21 protein-coding genes and 1 tRNA gene are annotated in these 16,711 nt (G+C 61.5%); 21 read left to right on the top strand and 1 reads right to left on the bottom strand.

What is annotated here, in order from left to right; all coding sequences use genetic code 11:
• Positions 1 to 14: 14 nt before the first annotated feature.
• From hisD to tatC, 14 genes are all read left to right on the top strand, one after another.
• Positions 15 to 1,337, top strand: coding sequence for a histidinol dehydrogenase (hisD, locus tag BPHY_RS14030; protein WP_012402129.1), 1,323 nt, complete (start codon positions 15 to 17; stop codon positions 1,335 to 1,337).
• Between the two features lie 155 nt (positions 1,338 to 1,492).
• Positions 1,493 to 2,563 carry a histidinol-phosphate transaminase gene (hisC, locus tag BPHY_RS14025; RefSeq protein WP_012402128.1) on the top strand — a complete coding sequence of 357 codons (1,071 nt, stop codon included), beginning with the start codon at positions 1,493 to 1,495 and terminating at the stop codon, positions 2,561 to 2,563.
• 53 nt (positions 2,564 to 2,616) lie between these two features.
• Complete coding sequence (gene hisB / locus BPHY_RS14020; RefSeq protein ID WP_012402127.1) at positions 2,617 to 3,204, top strand: imidazoleglycerol-phosphate dehydratase HisB; 588 nt, start codon at positions 2,617 to 2,619, stop codon at positions 3,202 to 3,204.
• 60 nt (positions 3,205 to 3,264) lie between these two features.
• Positions 3,265 to 3,885, top strand: a complete 621-nt coding sequence (locus BPHY_RS14015; RefSeq protein ID WP_012402126.1) for a MarC family protein — start codon at positions 3,265 to 3,267, stop codon at positions 3,883 to 3,885.
• On the top strand, positions 3,882 to 4,523 hold the full coding sequence (hisH, locus tag BPHY_RS14010) for an imidazole glycerol phosphate synthase subunit HisH (RefSeq protein WP_012402125.1): 642 nt from the start codon (positions 3,882 to 3,884) through the stop codon (positions 4,521 to 4,523). The genes BPHY_RS14015 and hisH overlap by 4 nt, the downstream gene beginning before the upstream one ends.
• 209 nt (positions 4,524 to 4,732) lie before the next feature.
• Complete coding sequence (gene hisA / locus BPHY_RS14005) at positions 4,733 to 5,485, top strand: 1-(5-phosphoribosyl)-5-[(5-phosphoribosylamino)methylideneamino]imidazole-4-carboxamide isomerase (RefSeq protein WP_012402124.1); 753 nt, start codon at positions 4,733 to 4,735, stop codon at positions 5,483 to 5,485.
• Positions 5,486 to 5,641: 156 nt separating this feature from the next.
• On the top strand, positions 5,642 to 6,415 hold the full coding sequence (gene hisF, locus BPHY_RS14000; protein ID WP_012402123.1) for an imidazole glycerol phosphate synthase subunit HisF: 774 nt from the start codon (positions 5,642 to 5,644) through the stop codon (positions 6,413 to 6,415).
• A 4-nt stretch (positions 6,416 to 6,419) separates the two neighbouring features.
• Positions 6,420 to 6,827: a phosphoribosyl-AMP cyclohydrolase gene (gene hisI, locus BPHY_RS13995; protein WP_012402122.1), complete on the top strand. Its 408-nt coding sequence runs from the start codon at positions 6,420 to 6,422 to the stop codon at positions 6,825 to 6,827.
• A complete protein-coding gene (locus tag BPHY_RS13990) occupies positions 6,824 to 7,198 on the top strand; it encodes a phosphoribosyl-ATP diphosphatase (RefSeq protein WP_012402121.1) in 375 nt (124 codons plus the stop codon). Before hisI ends, BPHY_RS13990 begins: the two co-directional genes overlap by 4 nt.
• Positions 7,199 to 7,340: 142 nt before the next feature.
• Positions 7,341 to 7,736, top strand: coding sequence for a DUF4870 family protein (locus BPHY_RS13985; protein WP_012402120.1), 396 nt, complete (start codon positions 7,341 to 7,343; stop codon positions 7,734 to 7,736).
• A gap of 46 nt (positions 7,737 to 7,782) precedes the next feature.
• Positions 7,783 to 8,148 carry a histidine triad nucleotide-binding protein gene (locus BPHY_RS13980; protein WP_041764060.1) on the top strand — a complete coding sequence of 122 codons (366 nt, stop codon included), beginning with the start codon at positions 7,783 to 7,785 and terminating at the stop codon, positions 8,146 to 8,148.
• 312 nt (positions 8,149 to 8,460) lie between these two features.
• Complete coding sequence (gene tatA / locus BPHY_RS13975) at positions 8,461 to 8,697, top strand: Sec-independent protein translocase subunit TatA (protein ID WP_012402118.1); 237 nt, start codon at positions 8,461 to 8,463, stop codon at positions 8,695 to 8,697.
• A 55-nt stretch (positions 8,698 to 8,752) separates the two neighbouring features.
• On the top strand, positions 8,753 to 9,301 hold the full coding sequence (gene tatB / locus BPHY_RS13970) for a Sec-independent protein translocase protein TatB (RefSeq protein WP_012402117.1): 549 nt from the start codon (positions 8,753 to 8,755) through the stop codon (positions 9,299 to 9,301).
• 42 nt (positions 9,302 to 9,343) lie between these two features.
• The gene (gene tatC / locus BPHY_RS13965; protein WP_012402116.1) at positions 9,344 to 10,123 is read left to right on the top strand and encodes a twin-arginine translocase subunit TatC; all 780 of its coding nucleotides are present in this window, start codon (positions 9,344 to 9,346) and stop codon (positions 10,121 to 10,123) included.
• Positions 10,124 to 10,249: 126 nt separating this feature from the next.
• Here tatC and BPHY_RS13960 read toward each other — a convergent pair whose 3' ends face one another.
• A complete protein-coding gene (locus BPHY_RS13960) occupies positions 10,250 to 11,461 on the bottom strand; it encodes a Do family serine endopeptidase (protein ID WP_012402115.1) in 1,212 nt (403 codons plus the stop codon).
• A gap of 19 nt (positions 11,462 to 11,480) precedes the next feature.
• On the opposite strand from BPHY_RS13960, the gene BPHY_RS13955 reads away from it, so the two are divergent.
• The 7 genes from BPHY_RS13955 to BPHY_RS13925 all read left to right on the top strand — a co-directional run bounded on the left by BPHY_RS13955 (position 11,481) and on the right by BPHY_RS13925 (position 16,583).
• Positions 11,481 to 12,227, top strand: coding sequence for a Nif3-like dinuclear metal center hexameric protein (locus BPHY_RS13955; protein WP_012402114.1), 747 nt, complete (start codon positions 11,481 to 11,483; stop codon positions 12,225 to 12,227).
• A gap of 219 nt (positions 12,228 to 12,446) precedes the next feature.
• Positions 12,447 to 13,064 carry a ubiquinol-cytochrome c reductase iron-sulfur subunit gene (gene petA, locus BPHY_RS13950; RefSeq protein ID WP_012402113.1) on the top strand — a complete coding sequence of 206 codons (618 nt, stop codon included), beginning with the start codon at positions 12,447 to 12,449 and terminating at the stop codon, positions 13,062 to 13,064.
• Positions 13,064 to 14,446: a cytochrome b gene (locus BPHY_RS13945; protein ID WP_012402112.1), complete on the top strand. Its 1,383-nt coding sequence runs from the start codon at positions 13,064 to 13,066 to the stop codon at positions 14,444 to 14,446. The genes petA and BPHY_RS13945 overlap by 1 nt, the downstream gene beginning before the upstream one ends.
• A 23-nt stretch (positions 14,447 to 14,469) precedes the next feature.
• The gene (locus BPHY_RS13940) at positions 14,470 to 15,225 is read left to right on the top strand and encodes a cytochrome c1 (RefSeq protein WP_012402111.1); all 756 of its coding nucleotides are present in this window, start codon (positions 14,470 to 14,472) and stop codon (positions 15,223 to 15,225) included.
• A 96-nt stretch (positions 15,226 to 15,321) separates the two neighbouring features.
• Positions 15,322 to 15,933: a glutathione S-transferase N-terminal domain-containing protein gene (locus tag BPHY_RS13935; RefSeq protein WP_006052302.1), complete on the top strand. Its 612-nt coding sequence runs from the start codon at positions 15,322 to 15,324 to the stop codon at positions 15,931 to 15,933.
• 75 nt (positions 15,934 to 16,008) lie between these two features.
• Positions 16,009 to 16,488 (top strand): ClpXP protease specificity-enhancing factor, encoded by a 480-nt coding sequence (locus tag BPHY_RS13930; protein WP_012402110.1) that lies wholly within the window; start codon positions 16,009 to 16,011, stop codon positions 16,486 to 16,488.
• Positions 16,489 to 16,507: 19 nt separating this feature from the next.
• Positions 16,508 to 16,583, top strand: a tRNA-Thr gene (locus BPHY_RS13925).
• The last annotated feature ends 128 nt before the right edge of the window (positions 16,584 to 16,711 follow it).

Raw genomic sequence — 16,711 nt, 5'->3', positions numbered from 1 at the left:
AAACGGATACCAGCATGTCTATCAAGATTCGCACACTCGATTCCAGCACTGAAGCTTTCCAGAAGTCGCTGCATGCGGTGCTCGCGTTCGAAGCGAGCGAAGACGAAGCGATCGAGCGCTCGGTCGCGCAGATTCTGGCCGACGTGAAGGCGCGCGGCGACGCCGCCGTGCTCGACTACACGAACCGTTTCGATCGTCTGAACGCGCAGGACGTGGCGGCGCTCGAGTTGCCGATGTCGGAGCTCGAAGCCGCGCTCGAAGGGCTGGAGCCGAAGCGCCGCGCGGCGCTCGAGGCGGCGGCGGCGCGAGTTCGTGCGTATCACGAGAAGCAGAAGATCGAATGCGGCAGCCATAGCTGGCAGTACACGGAAGCCGACGGCACGGTGCTCGGGCAAAAGGTGACGCCGCTCGACCGCGCGGGCATTTATGTGCCAGGCGGCAAGGCGGCGTATCCGTCGTCGGTGCTGATGAACGCCGTCCCGGCGCGCGTCGCGGGGGTGCGCGAGATCGTCATGGTCGTGCCGACGCCGGACGGCGTGAAGAACCCGCTCGTGCTGGCGGCGGCGCTGCTCGGCGGGGTCGATCGCGTGTTCACGATCGGCGGCGCGCAGGCCGTCGGCGCGCTCGCGTACGGCACGCAAACCATTCCCGCCGTCGACAAGATCTGCGGTCCGGGCAACGCGTATGTCGCATCGGCGAAGCGCCGCGTGTTCGGCGTGGTCGGCATCGACATGATCGCGGGCCCGTCGGAAATTCTCGTGCTGTGCGACGGCACGACCGACCCGCGCTGGGTCGCGATGGATCTGTTCTCGCAGGCCGAGCACGACGAACTCGCGCAATCCATCCTGCTGTGCCCGGACGATGGCTTCATCGCCCGCGTGGAAGAAGCGATCAACGAACTGCTGCCGACAATGCCGCGCCGCGATGTAATCCAGGCGTCGCTCGAAGGCCGCGGCGCGCTGGTCAAGGTGCGCGATATGGCGGAAGCCTGCGCGATCGCCAACGACATCGCGCCTGAACACCTCGAAATCTCCGCGCTGGAGCCGCAGCAGTGGGCGCAGCAGATCCGCCACGCGGGCGCGATCTTCCTTGGCCGCTACACGAGCGAAAGCCTCGGCGATTACTGCGCGGGCCCGAATCATGTGCTGCCTACGTCGCGTACCGCACGTTTCTCGTCGCCGCTCGGCGTCTATGATTTCTTCAAGCGCTCGAGCCTGATCGAGGTGAGCGCGGAAGGCGCGCAGACGCTCGGTGAAATTGCCGCCGAACTCGCTTATGGCGAAGGTCTGCAAGCACATGCGCGCAGCGCCGAGTACCGGATGAAGAACAACGGCTGAGCTTCGACCGATGGCAGTTTCGGACGCGCTTGATGCGCGTTGAATTCGAGACAGCCTGCGTTTTCGCGAGTTTTCGCGAGAGACAGAGAATCCAACCCGGGGCGGCCGCGAGCCGCCCCAATTGCGCCGCGACTGCGATAGGCGCGCCCCACGCCATGACGACACCACAAGACATCATTCGCCGCGACGTGCTCGCGATGACGAGTTATCCCGTTGCCGACGCGACGGGCCTCGTGAAGCTCGACGCGATGGAGAATCCGTTCCCGCTGCCTGCAGCGCTCGCTGCGCAGCTCGGCGAGCATCTGGCGGGCGTCGCGCTGAACCGCTATCCGGCGCCGCGTCCGCAGGCGTTGCTTGACAAGCTCAAGCGTGTGATGAACGTGCCGGCGAATTGTGAAGTGCTGCTCGGCAACGGCTCTGACGAACTGATCAGCATGATTTCGATGGCCTGCGCGACGCCGGGCGCGAAGGTGCTGGCGCCCGTGCCAGGCTTCGTGATGTATGCGATGTCGGCGAAGCTCGCCAACATGGAATTCGTCGGAGTGCCGTTGAAGGCCGATCTCACGCTCGACACGCAAGCCATGCTCGCCGCGATCGCCGAACATCGGCCGGCCGTCATCTATCTCGCGTATCCGAACAACCCGACGGGCACGCTGTACGACGCCGCGGACATGGAGCGCATCATTGCCGCGGCGAGCAGGAGTCTCGTCGTGATCGACGAAGCGTATCAGCCGTTCGCGCAGCAGAGCTGGATGCCGCGCGCGGGCGAGTTCGACAATGTCGTCGTGATGCGCACGGTGTCGAAGCTGGGCCTCGCGGGCATCCGTCTCGGCTACATGGCGGGCCGCACGGAATGGATCAACGAACTCGACAAGGTGCGTCCGCCGTACAACATCAACGTGCTCACGCAAGCGACGGCCGATTTTCTGCTCGATCACATCGACGTGCTCGATGCGCAGGCCGCGCAACTGCGCGCGGAGCGCACGAAGCTGGCGCAGGCGGTAGCCGCGCTGCCGGGCGCCGAGGTATTCCCGAGCGCGGGCAATTTCCTGCTGGTGCGCGTGCCCGATGCGTCGGCGACGTTCGAAACCTTGCTCACAGCGCGGGTTTTGATCAAAAACGTGAGTAAAATGCACCCATTGCTCGCGAATTGCGTGCGTTTGACAGTCGGTTCGCCGGATGAAAACGGTCAGATGCTCGCTGCACTGAAACTCGTGCTGAACTGAAAGCGGCACTTTTCCAACCCAATACTTTTCAAAGTCAGATTCGAGGAATTGCCATGCGCCTTGCGGAAGTCGTTCGCAACACCAGCGAAACGCAGATCCGTGTGAAGATCAACCTGGACGGCTCCGGTCAGCAAAAGCTGGCCACGGGCGTGCCGTTCCTCGATCACATGCTCGACCAGATCGCCCGCCACGGGCTGATCGATCTGGACATCGAAGCGCATGGCGATACGCATATCGACGACCACCATACCGTCGAAGACGTCGGCATCACGCTCGGTCAAGCCATTGCGAAGGCCGTCGGCGACAAGAAGGGCATTCGCCGCTACGGTCATTCCTACGTGCCGCTCGACGAGGCGCTGTCGCGCGTCGTGATCGATTTTTCCGGTCGTCCGGGCCTCGAATTCCACGTGCCGTTCACGCGCGCGCGTATCGGCACGTTCGACGTCGATCTTTCCATCGAATTTTTCCGTGGTTTCGTCAATCATGCGGGCGTCACGCTGCATATCGACAACCTGCGCGGGTTGAACGCACATCATCAGATGGAAACGGTGTTCAAGGCGTTCGGTCGCGCATTGCGCATGGCCACCGAACTCGACGAACGCGCGGCGGGGCAGATTCCGTCGACCAAGGGCAGCCTCTAAACGACTCTGCGACCAACCGTCACCACTGGAACCGGCCGCGCCGAGTGCGTCTGGCTTGCAATGGACATCATCAAGTCGTTTATTTCGCTACTTGCGCTGATCAATCCCGTCGGCGCGATACCGTTTTTTCTGAGCCTGACGTCGCAGCAATCGATCGCTGAACAGCGCCGCACCATTCGCGTCGCATCGATTTCGGTGTTCTGCGTGATCGCCGTGTCGACCTTGCTGGGGCAGCAGATCATCCGCTTCTTCGGCATTTCGATCGGCGCGCTTGAAGTAGGCGGCGGCATCATCATGTTGCTGATGTCGATCAGCATGCTGAACGCGCAGGTCGGCAATGCCCGCTCGACGCCGGAAGAGCGGCACGAAGCCGAACTGAAGGACAACATCGCCGTCGTGCCGCTGGCGATTCCGCTGCTGACAGGGCCGGGCTCGATTAGTACCGTCCTCGTCTATTCGGCCAGCTATCCTCATTGGTACGAGCGGATTAGTCTGATCGCCATTGGTGCGGTGATTGCGGCGCTGTGTTTCGGATCGCTGAGTCTCGCTGAACCGATTGCGCGCTGGGTCGGTCGGACGGGAATCAATATCGGCACGCGGCTGATGGGTTTGATGTTGTCGGCGCTGGCGGTGGAGTTCATCGTCAACGGATTAAAGGCGTTGCTGCCTAACTTGAAATGAAAACTTCGATAGCGATTGTGGATTACGGAATGGGCAACCTGCGTTCGGTTGCCCAGGCGTTGAAGAAAGCCGCGCCGGAAGCGGACGTGGCGATCGTCGACAAGCCCGAAGCGATCCGCGCGGCAGACCGTGTGGTGCTGCCCGGCCAGGGCGCGATGCCCGACTGCATGCGCTCGCTCGGCGAATCCGGTTTGCAGGAAGCGCTGATTGAAGCGTCGCGTAACAAGCCGCTGATGGGCGTGTGCGTGGGCGAGCAGATGCTGTTCGACTGGAGCGCGGAAGGCGACACGAACGGTCTCGGACTGCTGCCCGGCAAGGTAGTGCGCTTCGATCTGGAAGGCCAGCTGCAGGACGACGGCTCGCGCTTCAAGGTGCCGCAGATGGGCTGGAACCGTGTCCGCCAGGCGCAGCCGCACCCGCTGTGGGACGGCGTCGCGGACAACGCGTTCTTCTACTTCGTGCACAGTTACTACGTCGTGCCTGAAAACGCCGCGCATATGGCGGGCGAAACGGTGTATGGCGTGCCCTTTACCTCGGCGGTGGCGCGGGATAACATTTTCGCGACCCAGTTCCACCCGGAAAAGAGCGCCGACGCGGGCCTGCGCGTGTATCGCAACTTCGTACACTGGAATCCCTGATCGCTGCCGTCAGTTCCGGCATTCATTTCTTTAACGGTTCATGTTTTCCTTCCCCGTAGCTTGCCCCGTTCCCATGCACACGCATGCGAAGACCGTCGGCAAGCTCGCCGAAAGACATGTACTAAACTAGCGGAACGGTCTGGCACGGGCTGTAGCCTGATTTCCCGCCAGCCGAACTTCAACTTTTTCCCTGACAACACCCGATTGCTATGCTGCTGATCCCCGCCATCGACCTGAAAGACGGTCAGTGTGTACGCCTCAAACAAGGCGATATGGACCAGGCGACGATTTTCCACGAGGAACCGGCGGTGATGGCCCGACATTGGGTCGACCGTGGCGCGCGGCGCCTGCACCTCGTCGACCTGAATGGCGCGTTTGCCGGAAAGCCGAAGAATGAAGACGCGATTCGCGCGATCATCGAAGAAGTCGGCGGCGAAATTCCCGTGCAACTGGGCGGCGGCATCCGCGATCTGAACACGATCGAACGCTATCTGGACGACGGTCTCGAGTACGTGATCATCGGCACGGCGGCGGTGAAGAATCCGGGCTTCCTGCTCGAAGCGTGCACGGCTTTCGGCGGACACATCATCGTCGGCCTCGACGCGAAGGACGGCAAGGTGGCGACCGACGGCTGGAGCAAGCTGACGGGCCACGAAGTCGCCGATCTGGCGCGCAAGTTCGAGGACTACGGCTGCGAGTCGATCATCTACACGGACATCGGGCGCGACGGCATGCTTCAGGGCATCAATATCGAGGCGACGGTGCGGCTCGCGCGCGCGGTGAAGATTCCCGTGATCGCGAGCGGCGGCCTGTCCAATCTCGGCGACATTGAAGCGCTGTGCGAAGTGGAAGACGAAGGGATCGAAGGCGTGATCTGCGGACGCGCCATCTATTCGGGCGACCTGGACTTCGCCGCGGCGCAGACGCACGCGGATCGCCTGCGCGAATCGGACGACGCCTGAGCGCCTGTTCACCGGGCATCCGGCGCGGCTGACCTCGTGCCAGCGGCGCCAGGATGCGATGGGCAGCGCCCGGCGTGCCGGCCTTGCGCCGTTCCCCTGCGAGTCACGCACGGGCGAGCGGCCTCACCAGCGGTATAGGCAAGAACTAGCAAGATCATGGCTTTAGCTAAACGCATCATCCCCTGTCTGGACGTCACGGCTGGCCGCGTGGTGAAGGGCGTCAATTTCGTCGAGTTGCGCGATGCGGGCGATCCCGTCGAAATCGCGCGCCGCTATGACGAGCAGGGCGCCGACGAACTCACGTTCCTCGACATCACGGCGACTTCCGACCAGCGCGACCTGATTCTGCCGATCATCGAAGCTGTCGCCTCGCAAGTGTTCATCCCGCTCACCGTCGGCGGCGGGGTGCGTGCCGTCGAAGACGTCCGGCGTTTGCTGAATGCGGGCGCGGACAAGGTCAGCATGAACTCGTCGGCGGTCGCGAATCCGCAACTTGTGCGAGATTCGACGGACAAATACGGCTCGCAATGTATCGTCGTCGCGATCGACGCAAAGCGCGTATCCGCCGAAGGCGAGACGCCGCGCTGGGAAGTCTTCACGCACGGCGGGCGCAAGAACACGGGACTGGACGCTGTCGAATGGGCGCGCAGGATGGCCGAACTCGGCGCGGGCGAAATCCTGCTGACCAGCATGGACCGCGACGGCACGAAGAGCGGCTTTGACATCGCGCTGACGCGCGCCGTGTCGGACGCGGTGTCGATTCCTGTGATTGCCTCCGGCGGTGTCGGCTCGCTGCAGCATCTTGCCGACGGCATCACGCAAGGCCGCGCGGACGCGGTGCTGGCCGCGAGCATCTTCCACTATGGCGAGCACACGGTTGGCGAGTGCAAGCGCTTCATGGCCGATCAGGGCATTTCGGTGAGGTTGTAACGTGATGAATCCGTCTGAAGTCGGCTGGCTCGACAAGGTGCAGTGGGACGCGAACGGCCTCGTGCCCGTGATCGCGCAGGAAGCGTCGACGAACGACGTGCTGATGTTCGCGTGGATGAACCGCGAAGCGCTGTCGAAGACGATCGAAACGGGGCGCGCGGTCTATTTCTCGCGCTCGCGTCAACGGCTCTGGTTCAAGGGTGAGGAATCTGGCCACGTACAGCACGTGCATGAAGTGCGGCTCGATTGTGACGAAGACGTCGTGCTGCTCAAGGTCGACCAGGTTTCCGGCATCGCGTGCCATACCGGCCGGCATTCGTGCTTTTTCCAAAAATTCGAAGGCTCGGTCGATTCCGGCAACTGGGTTGCCGTCGATCCCGTGCTGAAAGACCCCGAACACATCTACAAATGACGCAAGATACCCAATCGACGGGCGACACGCTGTTGCGCCTCGCCGCCGTCATCGACAGCCGCAAGGGCGGCGATCCCGATGTTTCGTACGTCTCGCGTCTGTTCCACAAGGGCGACGACGCGGTGTTGAAGAAGATCGGCGAGGAAGCCACGGAAGTCGTGCTGGCCGCGAAGGACGTGCGCCTCGGCGCGGAGCGCAAGGCGCTCGTTAGCGAAACAGCCGATCTCTGGTTTCATTGCCTGGTCATGTTGTCGCATTTCGACTTAAGTCCCGCAGACGTCATCGCCGAACTGGCGCGCCGCGAAGGCCTGTCGGGGCTCGAAGAAAAGGCGTTGCGCAAGAGCCGCGAGCGCGAGCAGAACGGCGACTGAACGGGCAAGCTCAGGCAAGCGCGGCCAAGCCGCGCACTGCGCAGGCTCGTTCGCGGGCGCGCGAACCGGCGGTCTTGAAAAGGCGGCTGTCGGCTCGACATTGCAATTGGCATCCATTCGCCCCCTCGAGGAGGACGCAAGCATGGAACAGTCGCATGGCGGGTACCCGCCACCGTCGTATCAGAGTTCAGTCGAGATCGACCGGCAACGCAGCCTGCGCACGCTGACGCACATCATTTACGCACTCTATGCCGTGTACTGGCTGACGGGCGGCATTTCGGTGCTGGTCGCGATCATTCTTAATTACATCAAGCGGCCAGAGACCGTCGGCACGCCTTATGAGCAGCATTTCGACTGGCAGATCCGCACGTTCTGGATGGGGCTGATCGGTCATCTGATCGGCGTTGCGCTCTTTATCGTGCTGATCGGCGTGCCCATCTTGTGGGCTGTCGCGATCTGGACGCTGTACCGTATCATCAAGGGCTGGCTGTATCTGTACGACAACAAGCCGCTGACGAATCCGCGCGGCTGGTTTTGACCCACGCCGCATCGGGCGCGCGCCGCGCTCGCCGTCCATGAAGACCATGAGCCACCATCCGAACTGCCTTTTCTGCAAGATCGCCGCGGGAGAAATCCCCTCGACCAAAGTTCATGAAGACGACGAGTTCATTGCGTTCCGCGACATCCGTCCCGCAGCCGAAACGCATGTGCTCGTGATTCCGCGAAAACACATAGAAACGCTGTCCAATTGCACGGAAAGCGATTCCGTGCTGCTTGGTAAAATGTTGATATTGGTTGCACGTCTGGCCGATCAGCTTGGCGTCGCCTACACGGGCGGCCAGACGGGCTTCCGCACGGTCATCAATACGGGGCCTGGCGGCGGTCAGGAGGTCTATCACCTGCACGCGCACCTGCTGGCGGGACCGCGGCCGTGGCTGAGGATGGGCTGAACGCGGTGGCGCAGTTTGCGGGACCGGCGTGTTGCCAGCGTAGGCACGCAACCAATCGACATAGATTCGCCGCATCGGCTTTTTGACTACGCACAATGGCAGGCTTGCGCCGTGAGGTCGTTATTTTATGTAGGGATGTAACGACATCGACTCGCAGACGTGTTCATAATGGGACCGAGGGGTCCGACGCAATCAGCAGGCGTCGGCGGTAGTATCGCAAATGGAGCGCCTCCGTCGATGCGCTTCGATTCACGCCGCAAGGCACACAGTTACCGTCGCTCAAGCACGACGGCGGGGGTTAAGGAGATTTTTATGGGTTCGTTGAGTATTTGGCACTGGCTGATCGTTTTGCTGATCGTCGCTCTCGTGTTCGGCACGAAGAAGCTGCGCAATATCGGCAGCGATCTGGGCGGCGCGGTGAAGGGCTTTAAGGAAGGCATGAAGGATGGCGAAACGCCCGAGGGACAGCAGCGCGACCAGCTGTCGCGCACGAACACCGTCGACGTCGACGCAAAGGAAAAGGCGCCGCATTCCGGCGATTCCCGCTAATCCGGCGCCAGCCGAGCCTGCGCTGACACGCGCGCACTGACGGGAAGCCCAATCCATGCTGGACCTCGGTTTGACCAAGATGGCGTTGATCGGCGTGGTCGCGCTGGTCGTGCTCGGGCCCGAGCGCTTGCCGCGCGTGGCCCGCACGGCGGGCGCGCTGTTCGGCCGCGCGCAACGCTATATCAACGACGTGAAGGCCGAAGTCACGCGTGAAATCGAACTCGACGAATTGCGTCGCATGAAGACCGAGTTCGAGTCGGCGGCGCAAAACGTCGAGACCACGATTCATGACAATCTGCGCAAGCACGAAACCGAACTGAACGAAGCGTGGTCGCAAGGCACGTCGGTGTCGCCGAGCATCGCTGGCGGCGCGACGGAAGACCTTGCGTCCGCCACGGACATTTCTTCCGCGGGGACAGACGGCACGTCGTGGCACAGCACGAACGCCGCTGCGTCGAAACGCAAGAACTGGCGCCTCAAGCAGACGGCTACCCCGACCTGGTACAAGCGCGCGGTCTCGAGGCGTACACGCGTGCAGTCGGGCGCGGCGCGCGTCGCACGTCACACGCCTGTCAGCCTGCGGCGGCCGACACGCTTCTTCTGATCCTCCGATGTCCCGCGCATCAAACTCCAACCGAGGGCCGGTGTGAGCGACCCCCAAAACCAGAACGAAGGCGCTGAAGAGACCTTCATCTCGCATCTCGTCGAACTGCGCGACCGCATCATCCGCGCCGGTATTGCGGTGATTGTCGTGTTCGTCGGGCTCGTCTACTGGGCACCCGACATCTTCCGGCTACTCGCGCGCCCGCTGATGAACAATCTGCCGAAGGACGGCAAGATGATCGTCACCGACGTCACCGGTTCGTTCTTCGTGCCGATGAAGGTCACGATGCTCGTGGCGTTCGTGATCGCGCTGCCGATCGTGCTGTATCAGATCTGGGCGTTCGTCGCGCCGGGGCTCTATCAGCACGAGAAGAAGCTAGTCGGGCCACTGGTCGGCAGCAGCTACACGCTGTTCCTGTGCGGCATGGCGTTCGCGTACTTCGTCGTCTTTCCGACCATCTTCCGGGTGATGGCGCACTACAACGCGCCGCTCGGTGCGGAGATGACGACGGATATCGACAATTACCTGAGCTTCGTGCTGACGATGTTCATCGCCTTCGGCGTGACGTTCGAAGTGCCGATCGTCGTCGTGCTGCTCGTGCGCATGAACGTGCTGACGATCAAGAAGCTCAAGGAAATCCGTCCGTACGTCATCGTCGGCGCGTTCGTGATTTCGGCCGTGGTGACGCCGCCGGACGTGTTCTCGCAGCTGATTCTCGCGATCCCGCTGATCGTGCTGTACGAGGCGGGCATCATCGCGGCGCGGCTTTTCGTCAGCAAGCCGGTGGCCCCGGCTGAAAACGAAGAGAACGCGGCGAGCTAGCCGTCCGTTTTGAAGATACGGCGTTTTTCCTCAACCGCATGCGGTCAGACAGCAACAAAAAGGGCAGTGCTCCGTTGGAGACTGCCCATTTTGTTTGCGTGCGCGGCCTGAACCTTCAGTGAGACGTCAGCCGCCGTCTTCGTCGTCACCTTCATCCGAAGGCTGTTTCGGAGGCGGCGGGCGCTTGCCGATCATCACCGTCAGATCCATTTCCTTGTTCTTGCGCACCAGGTGCACCTTCGCGTCGGTGCCGGGCTTGATCTGCGCGATCACGTTCAGGAGGCGCGTCGTATCGGTGATGTCCTGACCGTTGACCGACACCAGGATGTCGCCGGGCTTGATGCCCGCCTTGTCGGCGGGGCCGCCTTTCAGCACACCCGCGACGATCGCGCCCGACTTCTGATCGAGCCCGAACGACTCGGCGATTTCCGGCGTGACGTCCTGTGGTTCGACGCCGATCCAGCCGCGCGTTACCGTGCCCGTCGTGATGATGCTCTCCAGCACGCTGCGTGCCGTCGACACGGGGATCGCGAAGCCGATGCCGAGTGAACCGCCCGAGCGCGAATAAATCGCCGTATTGATGCCGAGCAGATTGCCGTTCACGTCGACCAGCGCGCCGCCCGAGTTGCCGGGATTGATTGGCGCGTCGGTCTGGATGAAGTTTTCGAACGTATTGATGCCGAGGTGATTGCGGCCGAGCGCGCTGACGATGCCCATCGTCACCGTCTGCCCGACGCCGAACGGATTGCCGATTGCGAGCACCACGTCGCCGACGCGCGTCTGGTCCATGCGGCCGAGCGTGATGGTGGGCAGATTGGTCATATTGACCTTGAGCACGGCCAGATCCGTCTCGGGATCGACGCCGATCACCTTTGCGTTGGTCGTGCGGCCGTCGGCGAGCGCGATTTCGATCTGGTCCGCGCCATCGACGACATGCTGGTTCGTTAGAATGTAACCTTCCGAACTCACGATGACTCCCGAGCCGAGGTTGGCCGCGGGTTGCTCTTGCTGCTGCTTTTTGTTCTTGTCGCCGAAGAAGTAGCGGAAGAGAGGATCTTTCGCGCGCGGGTCGGGCGGCAGCGAGCCGTCCTTGCTGGAGAACACGTTGACGACGGCGGGCATTGCCTTTTGCGCCGCGTCGGCGTAGGAATTCTGGACCGAGCCGCCGCTGCCCATTCCGGGTGCCACCTCTCGGAGCGCGACGATCGGCTCGGCCAGTTGCTTGCCGAACTGCCCTTGACGCTGTAGCCACTGCGGTTTGAGGGTCGCAATAATGAACATCAGCGCCAGCAGCACGGTCACCGCCTGGGCGAAGAACAGCCAAAAGCGTCTGAGCATCTGAAAATTAGAGGTGTATATGGATCGGATCGAACTCGAATTGTACTTGAACAATCTTCTTGAAACCTCGCGCTTCAAGGACTATTGCCCGAACGGTCTGCAAGTCGAAGGCCGGCGCAAAATCGACAAAATCGCGACAGGTGTAACGGCGTCGCTGGCCTTTCTCGAAGCTGCGCTGGAGTGGGGCGCCGACGCCGTGCTGGTGCATCACGGCTACTTCTGGCGCAACGAAGCGCCGCAGGTCACGGGCCGCAAATACCACAGGCTCAAGGCGCTGCTCGCGAACGACATGAACCTGTTCGCATTCCACTTGCCGCTCGACGATCACCCGCTCTACGGCAACAACGCGCAACTCGGCGCGAAGTTCGGACTGATTCCGGACGGCCGCTTCGGCGACAACGACATCGGCTGGATGAGCACGCTGCCCATGCCGATCACGCTCGCGCACTTCAGCGCCGAAGTCGAGCAGACGCTCGGCCGCACGCCGCTCGTACTGGGCGATCCCGACAAGAACCTGCGCCGCGTCGCGTGGTGCACGGGCGCCGCGCAAGGCTATTTCGAGGCGGCCATCGAAGCGGGTGCGGATGTCTATCTGACCGGGGAGATTTCCGAGCCGGTTACCCATATGTCGGCGGAAAGCGGCGTCGCGTTCGTCTCGGCGGGCCATCACGCGACCGAACGTTATGGCGTGCAGGCGTTGGGCGCGCATTTGTCTGAGCAGTTCGAGCTCGAACATCTGTTTATCGATATTCATAACCCAGTTTGAATACCGGCCGGATTACACGATCAAAAGGTTTGAAAAACGGAGGAAATGCTTAATAAAAGCCGCAAAAATGTTGGCGATCCGTGCGGGGAAACCCTGAGTTATCAATGACTTCGCACGGTTTTTGGCAATCGGCCCTTGTAAATGGCGACTCCATTCGAGCAAACTAGCGGCGGTAGACCCGACGTGAAGGAAAAATCCAACCGAGAAGTGGGGCGTGTAATGCGAGACAAGGAAGATGAACGCGTCGATGGCGGCCGCCGTAGCTGGCTGATTGCGACGACCGTAGCAGGTGGCATCGGAGGAGTCGCCACCGTCGTACCCTTTGTTAGTTCGTTTGCACCATCCGAGAAAGCCAAGGCGGCGGGTGCCCCCGTTGAAGTCGATATCTCCAACCTGAAGCCCGGCGACATGCTCACCGTTGCCTGGCGCGGCAAGCCCGTCTGGATCATCAATCGCACGGACAAGATGCTGGCCGACGTCCAGAAGGCCGACAAGGAAGTCGCAGATCCCGAAAGCAAGAATCCCTTTTCGATGCCCGAGCCGGACTACTGCAAGAACGAGTTCCGCTCGCGCGCCGACCACAAGAACCTTTTCGTTGCCGTTGCGGTGTGCACGCATCTGGGCTGCACGCCGACCCCGCGCTTTCAGGAAGGCGCGCAGCCGAACCTGCCCGACGACTGGCCGGGTGGCTTTCTCTGTCCATGTCACGGGTCGACCTATGACATGGCGGGCCGCGTCTTCAAGAACAAACCCGCGCCGCAGAACCTCGATATCCCGCCTTACATGGTTACGGGCAACACGCTCGTGATCGGCAAGGACGAGAAAGGAGAAGCGTAATGGCGACGACCGAAAAAGAGGTAGAAACGACGGGGTTCACGGGCTGGATCGATCGCCGCTTTCCGATGACGGCGACCTGGAAGGCCCATGTTTCCGAGTACTACGCGCCGAAGAACTTCAACTTCTGGTACTTCTTCGGTTCGCTCGCGCTGCTGGTGCTGGTCAACCAGATCGTCACCGGCATCTTCCTGACAATGAATTACAAGCCCGATGCGACGCTCGCGTTCGCCTCGGTCGAGTACATCATGCGCGAGGTGCCCTGGGGCTGGCTGATCCGCTACATGCACTCTACGGGCGCGTCGATGTTCTTCGTCGTGGTGTATCTGCACATGTTCCGGGGTCTGCTTTACGGCTCGTACCGCAAGCCGCGCGAACTGGTATGGATTTTCGGCTGCGCGATCTTTCTGTGCCTGATGGCTGAGGCGTTCTTCGGCTATCTGCTGCCCTGGGGACAGATGTCGTACTGGGGCGCGCAGGTGATCGTGAACCTGTTCTCGGCGATCCCGTTCATCGGTCCGGATCTGTCGCTGTGGATTCGCGGCGACTACGTTGTGTCCGACGTCACGCTGAACCGCTTCTTCGCGTTCCACGTGATCGCGATTCCGCTGGTGCTGCTGCTGCTCGTGGTCGCCCACATCGTCGCGCTGCACGAAGTGGGCTCGAACAACCCCGACGGCATCGAGATCAAGGCGAAGAAGGACGCGAAGGGCATCCCGCTGGACGGTATACCGTTCCATCCCTACTATTCGGTGCACGACTTCATGGGCGTGTGTGTGTTCCTGATGGTGTTCGCGGCGATCATCTTCTTCGCACCGGAGATGGGCGGCTACTTCCTCGAATCGAACAACTTCGTGCCTGCCAATCCGCTGCAGACGCCACCCGAGATCGCGCCCGTCTGGTACTTCACCGCGTTCTACGCGATGCTGCGCGCCACCACCGATCCGTTCAAGATCGTGTTGATGATCGTGATCGGCCTGCTCGGGCTGTTTGCACTGATCCGCGCGCGTGGCAAGTGGAAGGTCGGCCTCCCCGTGCTCGCGGTGCTCGTGATTCTCGCGATGGCGTTCACCGAATCGAAGTTCTGGGGCGTCGTGGTGATGGGCAGCGCGGTGGTGTCGCTGTTCTTCCTGCCGTGGCTCGACCGGTCGCCCGTCAAGTCGATTCGCTACCGGCCGTTCTTTCACAAGGTGTTTTACGCGATCTTCGTGCTGGCTTTCCTGACGCTGGCGTTCCTCGGCACCAAGCCGCCGTCGCCTGCGGCCACGCTGATCGCGCAGATCTGCGCGCTGGTCTACTTCGCGTTTTTCCTCGGCATGCCGTTCTGGACGCCGCTTGGCAAATTCAAGCAGCCGCCCGAACGAGTGCGGTTCAAACCTCACTAACCGCGAGCCAGGAGAAAACGAAGATGAAAAAACTGCTTTCGACGCTGGCGCTGCTCGGTGCAACCGTGCTGGCGCTGTCCACAGCGCCAGCACGCGCGGAAGGGGAGTTTCCGCTCGACCGTGCGCCCGACAACGCGGAGAATATTGCCTCGTTGCAGCATGGCGCCCAATTGTTTGTAAACTATTGCCTGAATTGCCACAGCGCGAACCTGATGCGGTACAGCCGGTTGCAGGATATCGGCATTTCGCAGAAGGAAATTGAAAAGAACCTGCTGTTCACGGCAGATAAAGTCGGCAACACGATGACGGTCGCGATGCGCCCCGACGACGCGAAAGCGTGGTTTGGCGCGACGCCGCCCGATCTGTCGGTGGAAGCGCGTGCAAAGAACCGCGACTGGCTGTACACGTATTTGCGCAGTTTCTACCGCGATGACACACGGCCGACCGGCTGGAACAATATGGTGTTCGAAAACGTGAGCATGCCTCACGTGCTGTGGCAGCTTCAGGGGCAGAGGACGGCGAAGTTCGAAGACGAAATCGACGAACACACGAAGGAAAAGGTCAGGAAATTCGCGGGATACCAGCAGGTCACGCCGGGGACGATGTCGCCGGTAGATTATGATTCTGCTGTGGCCGACCTCGTGTCGTACCTGTCATGGATGTCCGAACCGACGCAGAAAACCCGTCGTCAGCTTGGCGTCTGGGTGCTGCTGTTTCTGGGCGTCCTGAGCTTTTTGGCCTGGCGACTGAACGCCGCGTACTGGAAAGATATCAAATAGTCACGCCGTAACTGGTGTGGGGCCGGCGCAAAGGGAAGACCTGCATGACGGTTTTCCCGCTCGCTGGCCCTTTAAGTTTTTTGAGGAAACGCAAACATGATGGTTCTGTATTCCGGCACTACTTGCCCGTTCTCCCAGCGCTGCCGGCTGGTGTTGTTCGAAAAGGGCATGGACTTCGAAATCCGCGACGTCGACCTGTTCAACAAACCGGAAGACATCGCCGTGATGAATCCGTATGGTCAGGTGCCGATCCTCGTCGAACGGGATCTGATCCTGTATGAATCGAACATCATCAACGAGTACATCGACGAGCGCTTCCCGCATCCGCAACTGATGCCGGCCGACCCTGTCCAGCGTGCCCGTGCGCGCCTGTTCCTGCTGAACTTCGAAAAAGAGCTGTTCGTGCATGTCGGCACGCTCGAAAACGAGAAGGGCAAGGCAGCTGAGAAGAACCACGAAAAGGCGCGCCTTGCGATCCGCGACCGCCTCACGCAGCTCGCGCCGATCTTCCTGAAGAACAAGTACATGCTCGGCGAAGAGTTCTCGATGCTCGACGTCGCGATCGCGCCGCTGCTGTGGCGCCTGGATCATTACGGCATCGAACTGTCGAAGAATGCTGCGCCGCTGATGAAGTACGCCGAGCGTATTTTCAGCCGTCCGGCCTATATCGAAGCGCTGACGCCGTCGGAAAAGGTGATGCGCCGCTGAGTTTGAGATTGGCTTCGGGTGCGGCGCGCGGCGTTCCGTTGCGGTTTGCGCGCCAGCCCGGCACGAGGACAGTTGATGCAAGAGATTTCCACGAAGCCGTACCTGCTGCGCGCGCTCTACGAATGGTGTACCGATAACGGCTATACGCCGCATATCGCGGTGCGTGTCGACAACCAGACGCGCGTGCCGCGCCAATTCGTGCGGGACAACGAGATCGTGTTGAACATCAGCTTCGAGGCGACGAGCCAGTTGCAGATGGGCAACGAGTGGATCGAGTTTCATGCGCGCTTCTCCGGCAAGTCGCACAAGATCGAGGTGCCTGTCGCCAACGTGCTGGCCATTTACGCGCGCGAGAACGGCCAGGGCATGGCGTTCCCGGTCGAGTCAGCAGGCGGCGAGGCGACGGATTCCGAGGACGATGAAGCCGTGATCGACGAAGCACCGGCAGCGGCGCCTGCGGCGGCGGAAAAAATCGGCGAAACGGATGAAGGTCCGGCGCCCGACGACGATGGATCGAAAGGTGGCGGAAGAGGCCACCTCAAAGTCGTGAAATGAAGTAGAATCGCGGACTCAAGCCGGCTTAGCTCATCAGGTAGAGCGCTTGACTTGTAATCATGAGGTGGCGGGTTCGAGTCCTGCAGCCGGCACCAGCGTCAAGAAACGGGCCACGCGGTAACGCGTGGCCCGTTTTGCTTTGCGGCGCCCCGCATCGGGCAAGGCGCTGCGACCGTGGAAGCGCGGCATCGCTGGAACGTTCAATACAATACGAAAAGCGAAG

The sequence above is a fragment of the Paraburkholderia phymatum STM815 genome (assembly GCF_000020045.1).
GTDB lineage: Bacteria > Pseudomonadota > Gammaproteobacteria > Burkholderiales > Burkholderiaceae > Paraburkholderia > Paraburkholderia phymatum.
Note: the sequence above shows the minus strand (reverse complement) of the source record. Positions and strands in the feature narration are given on the sequence as shown.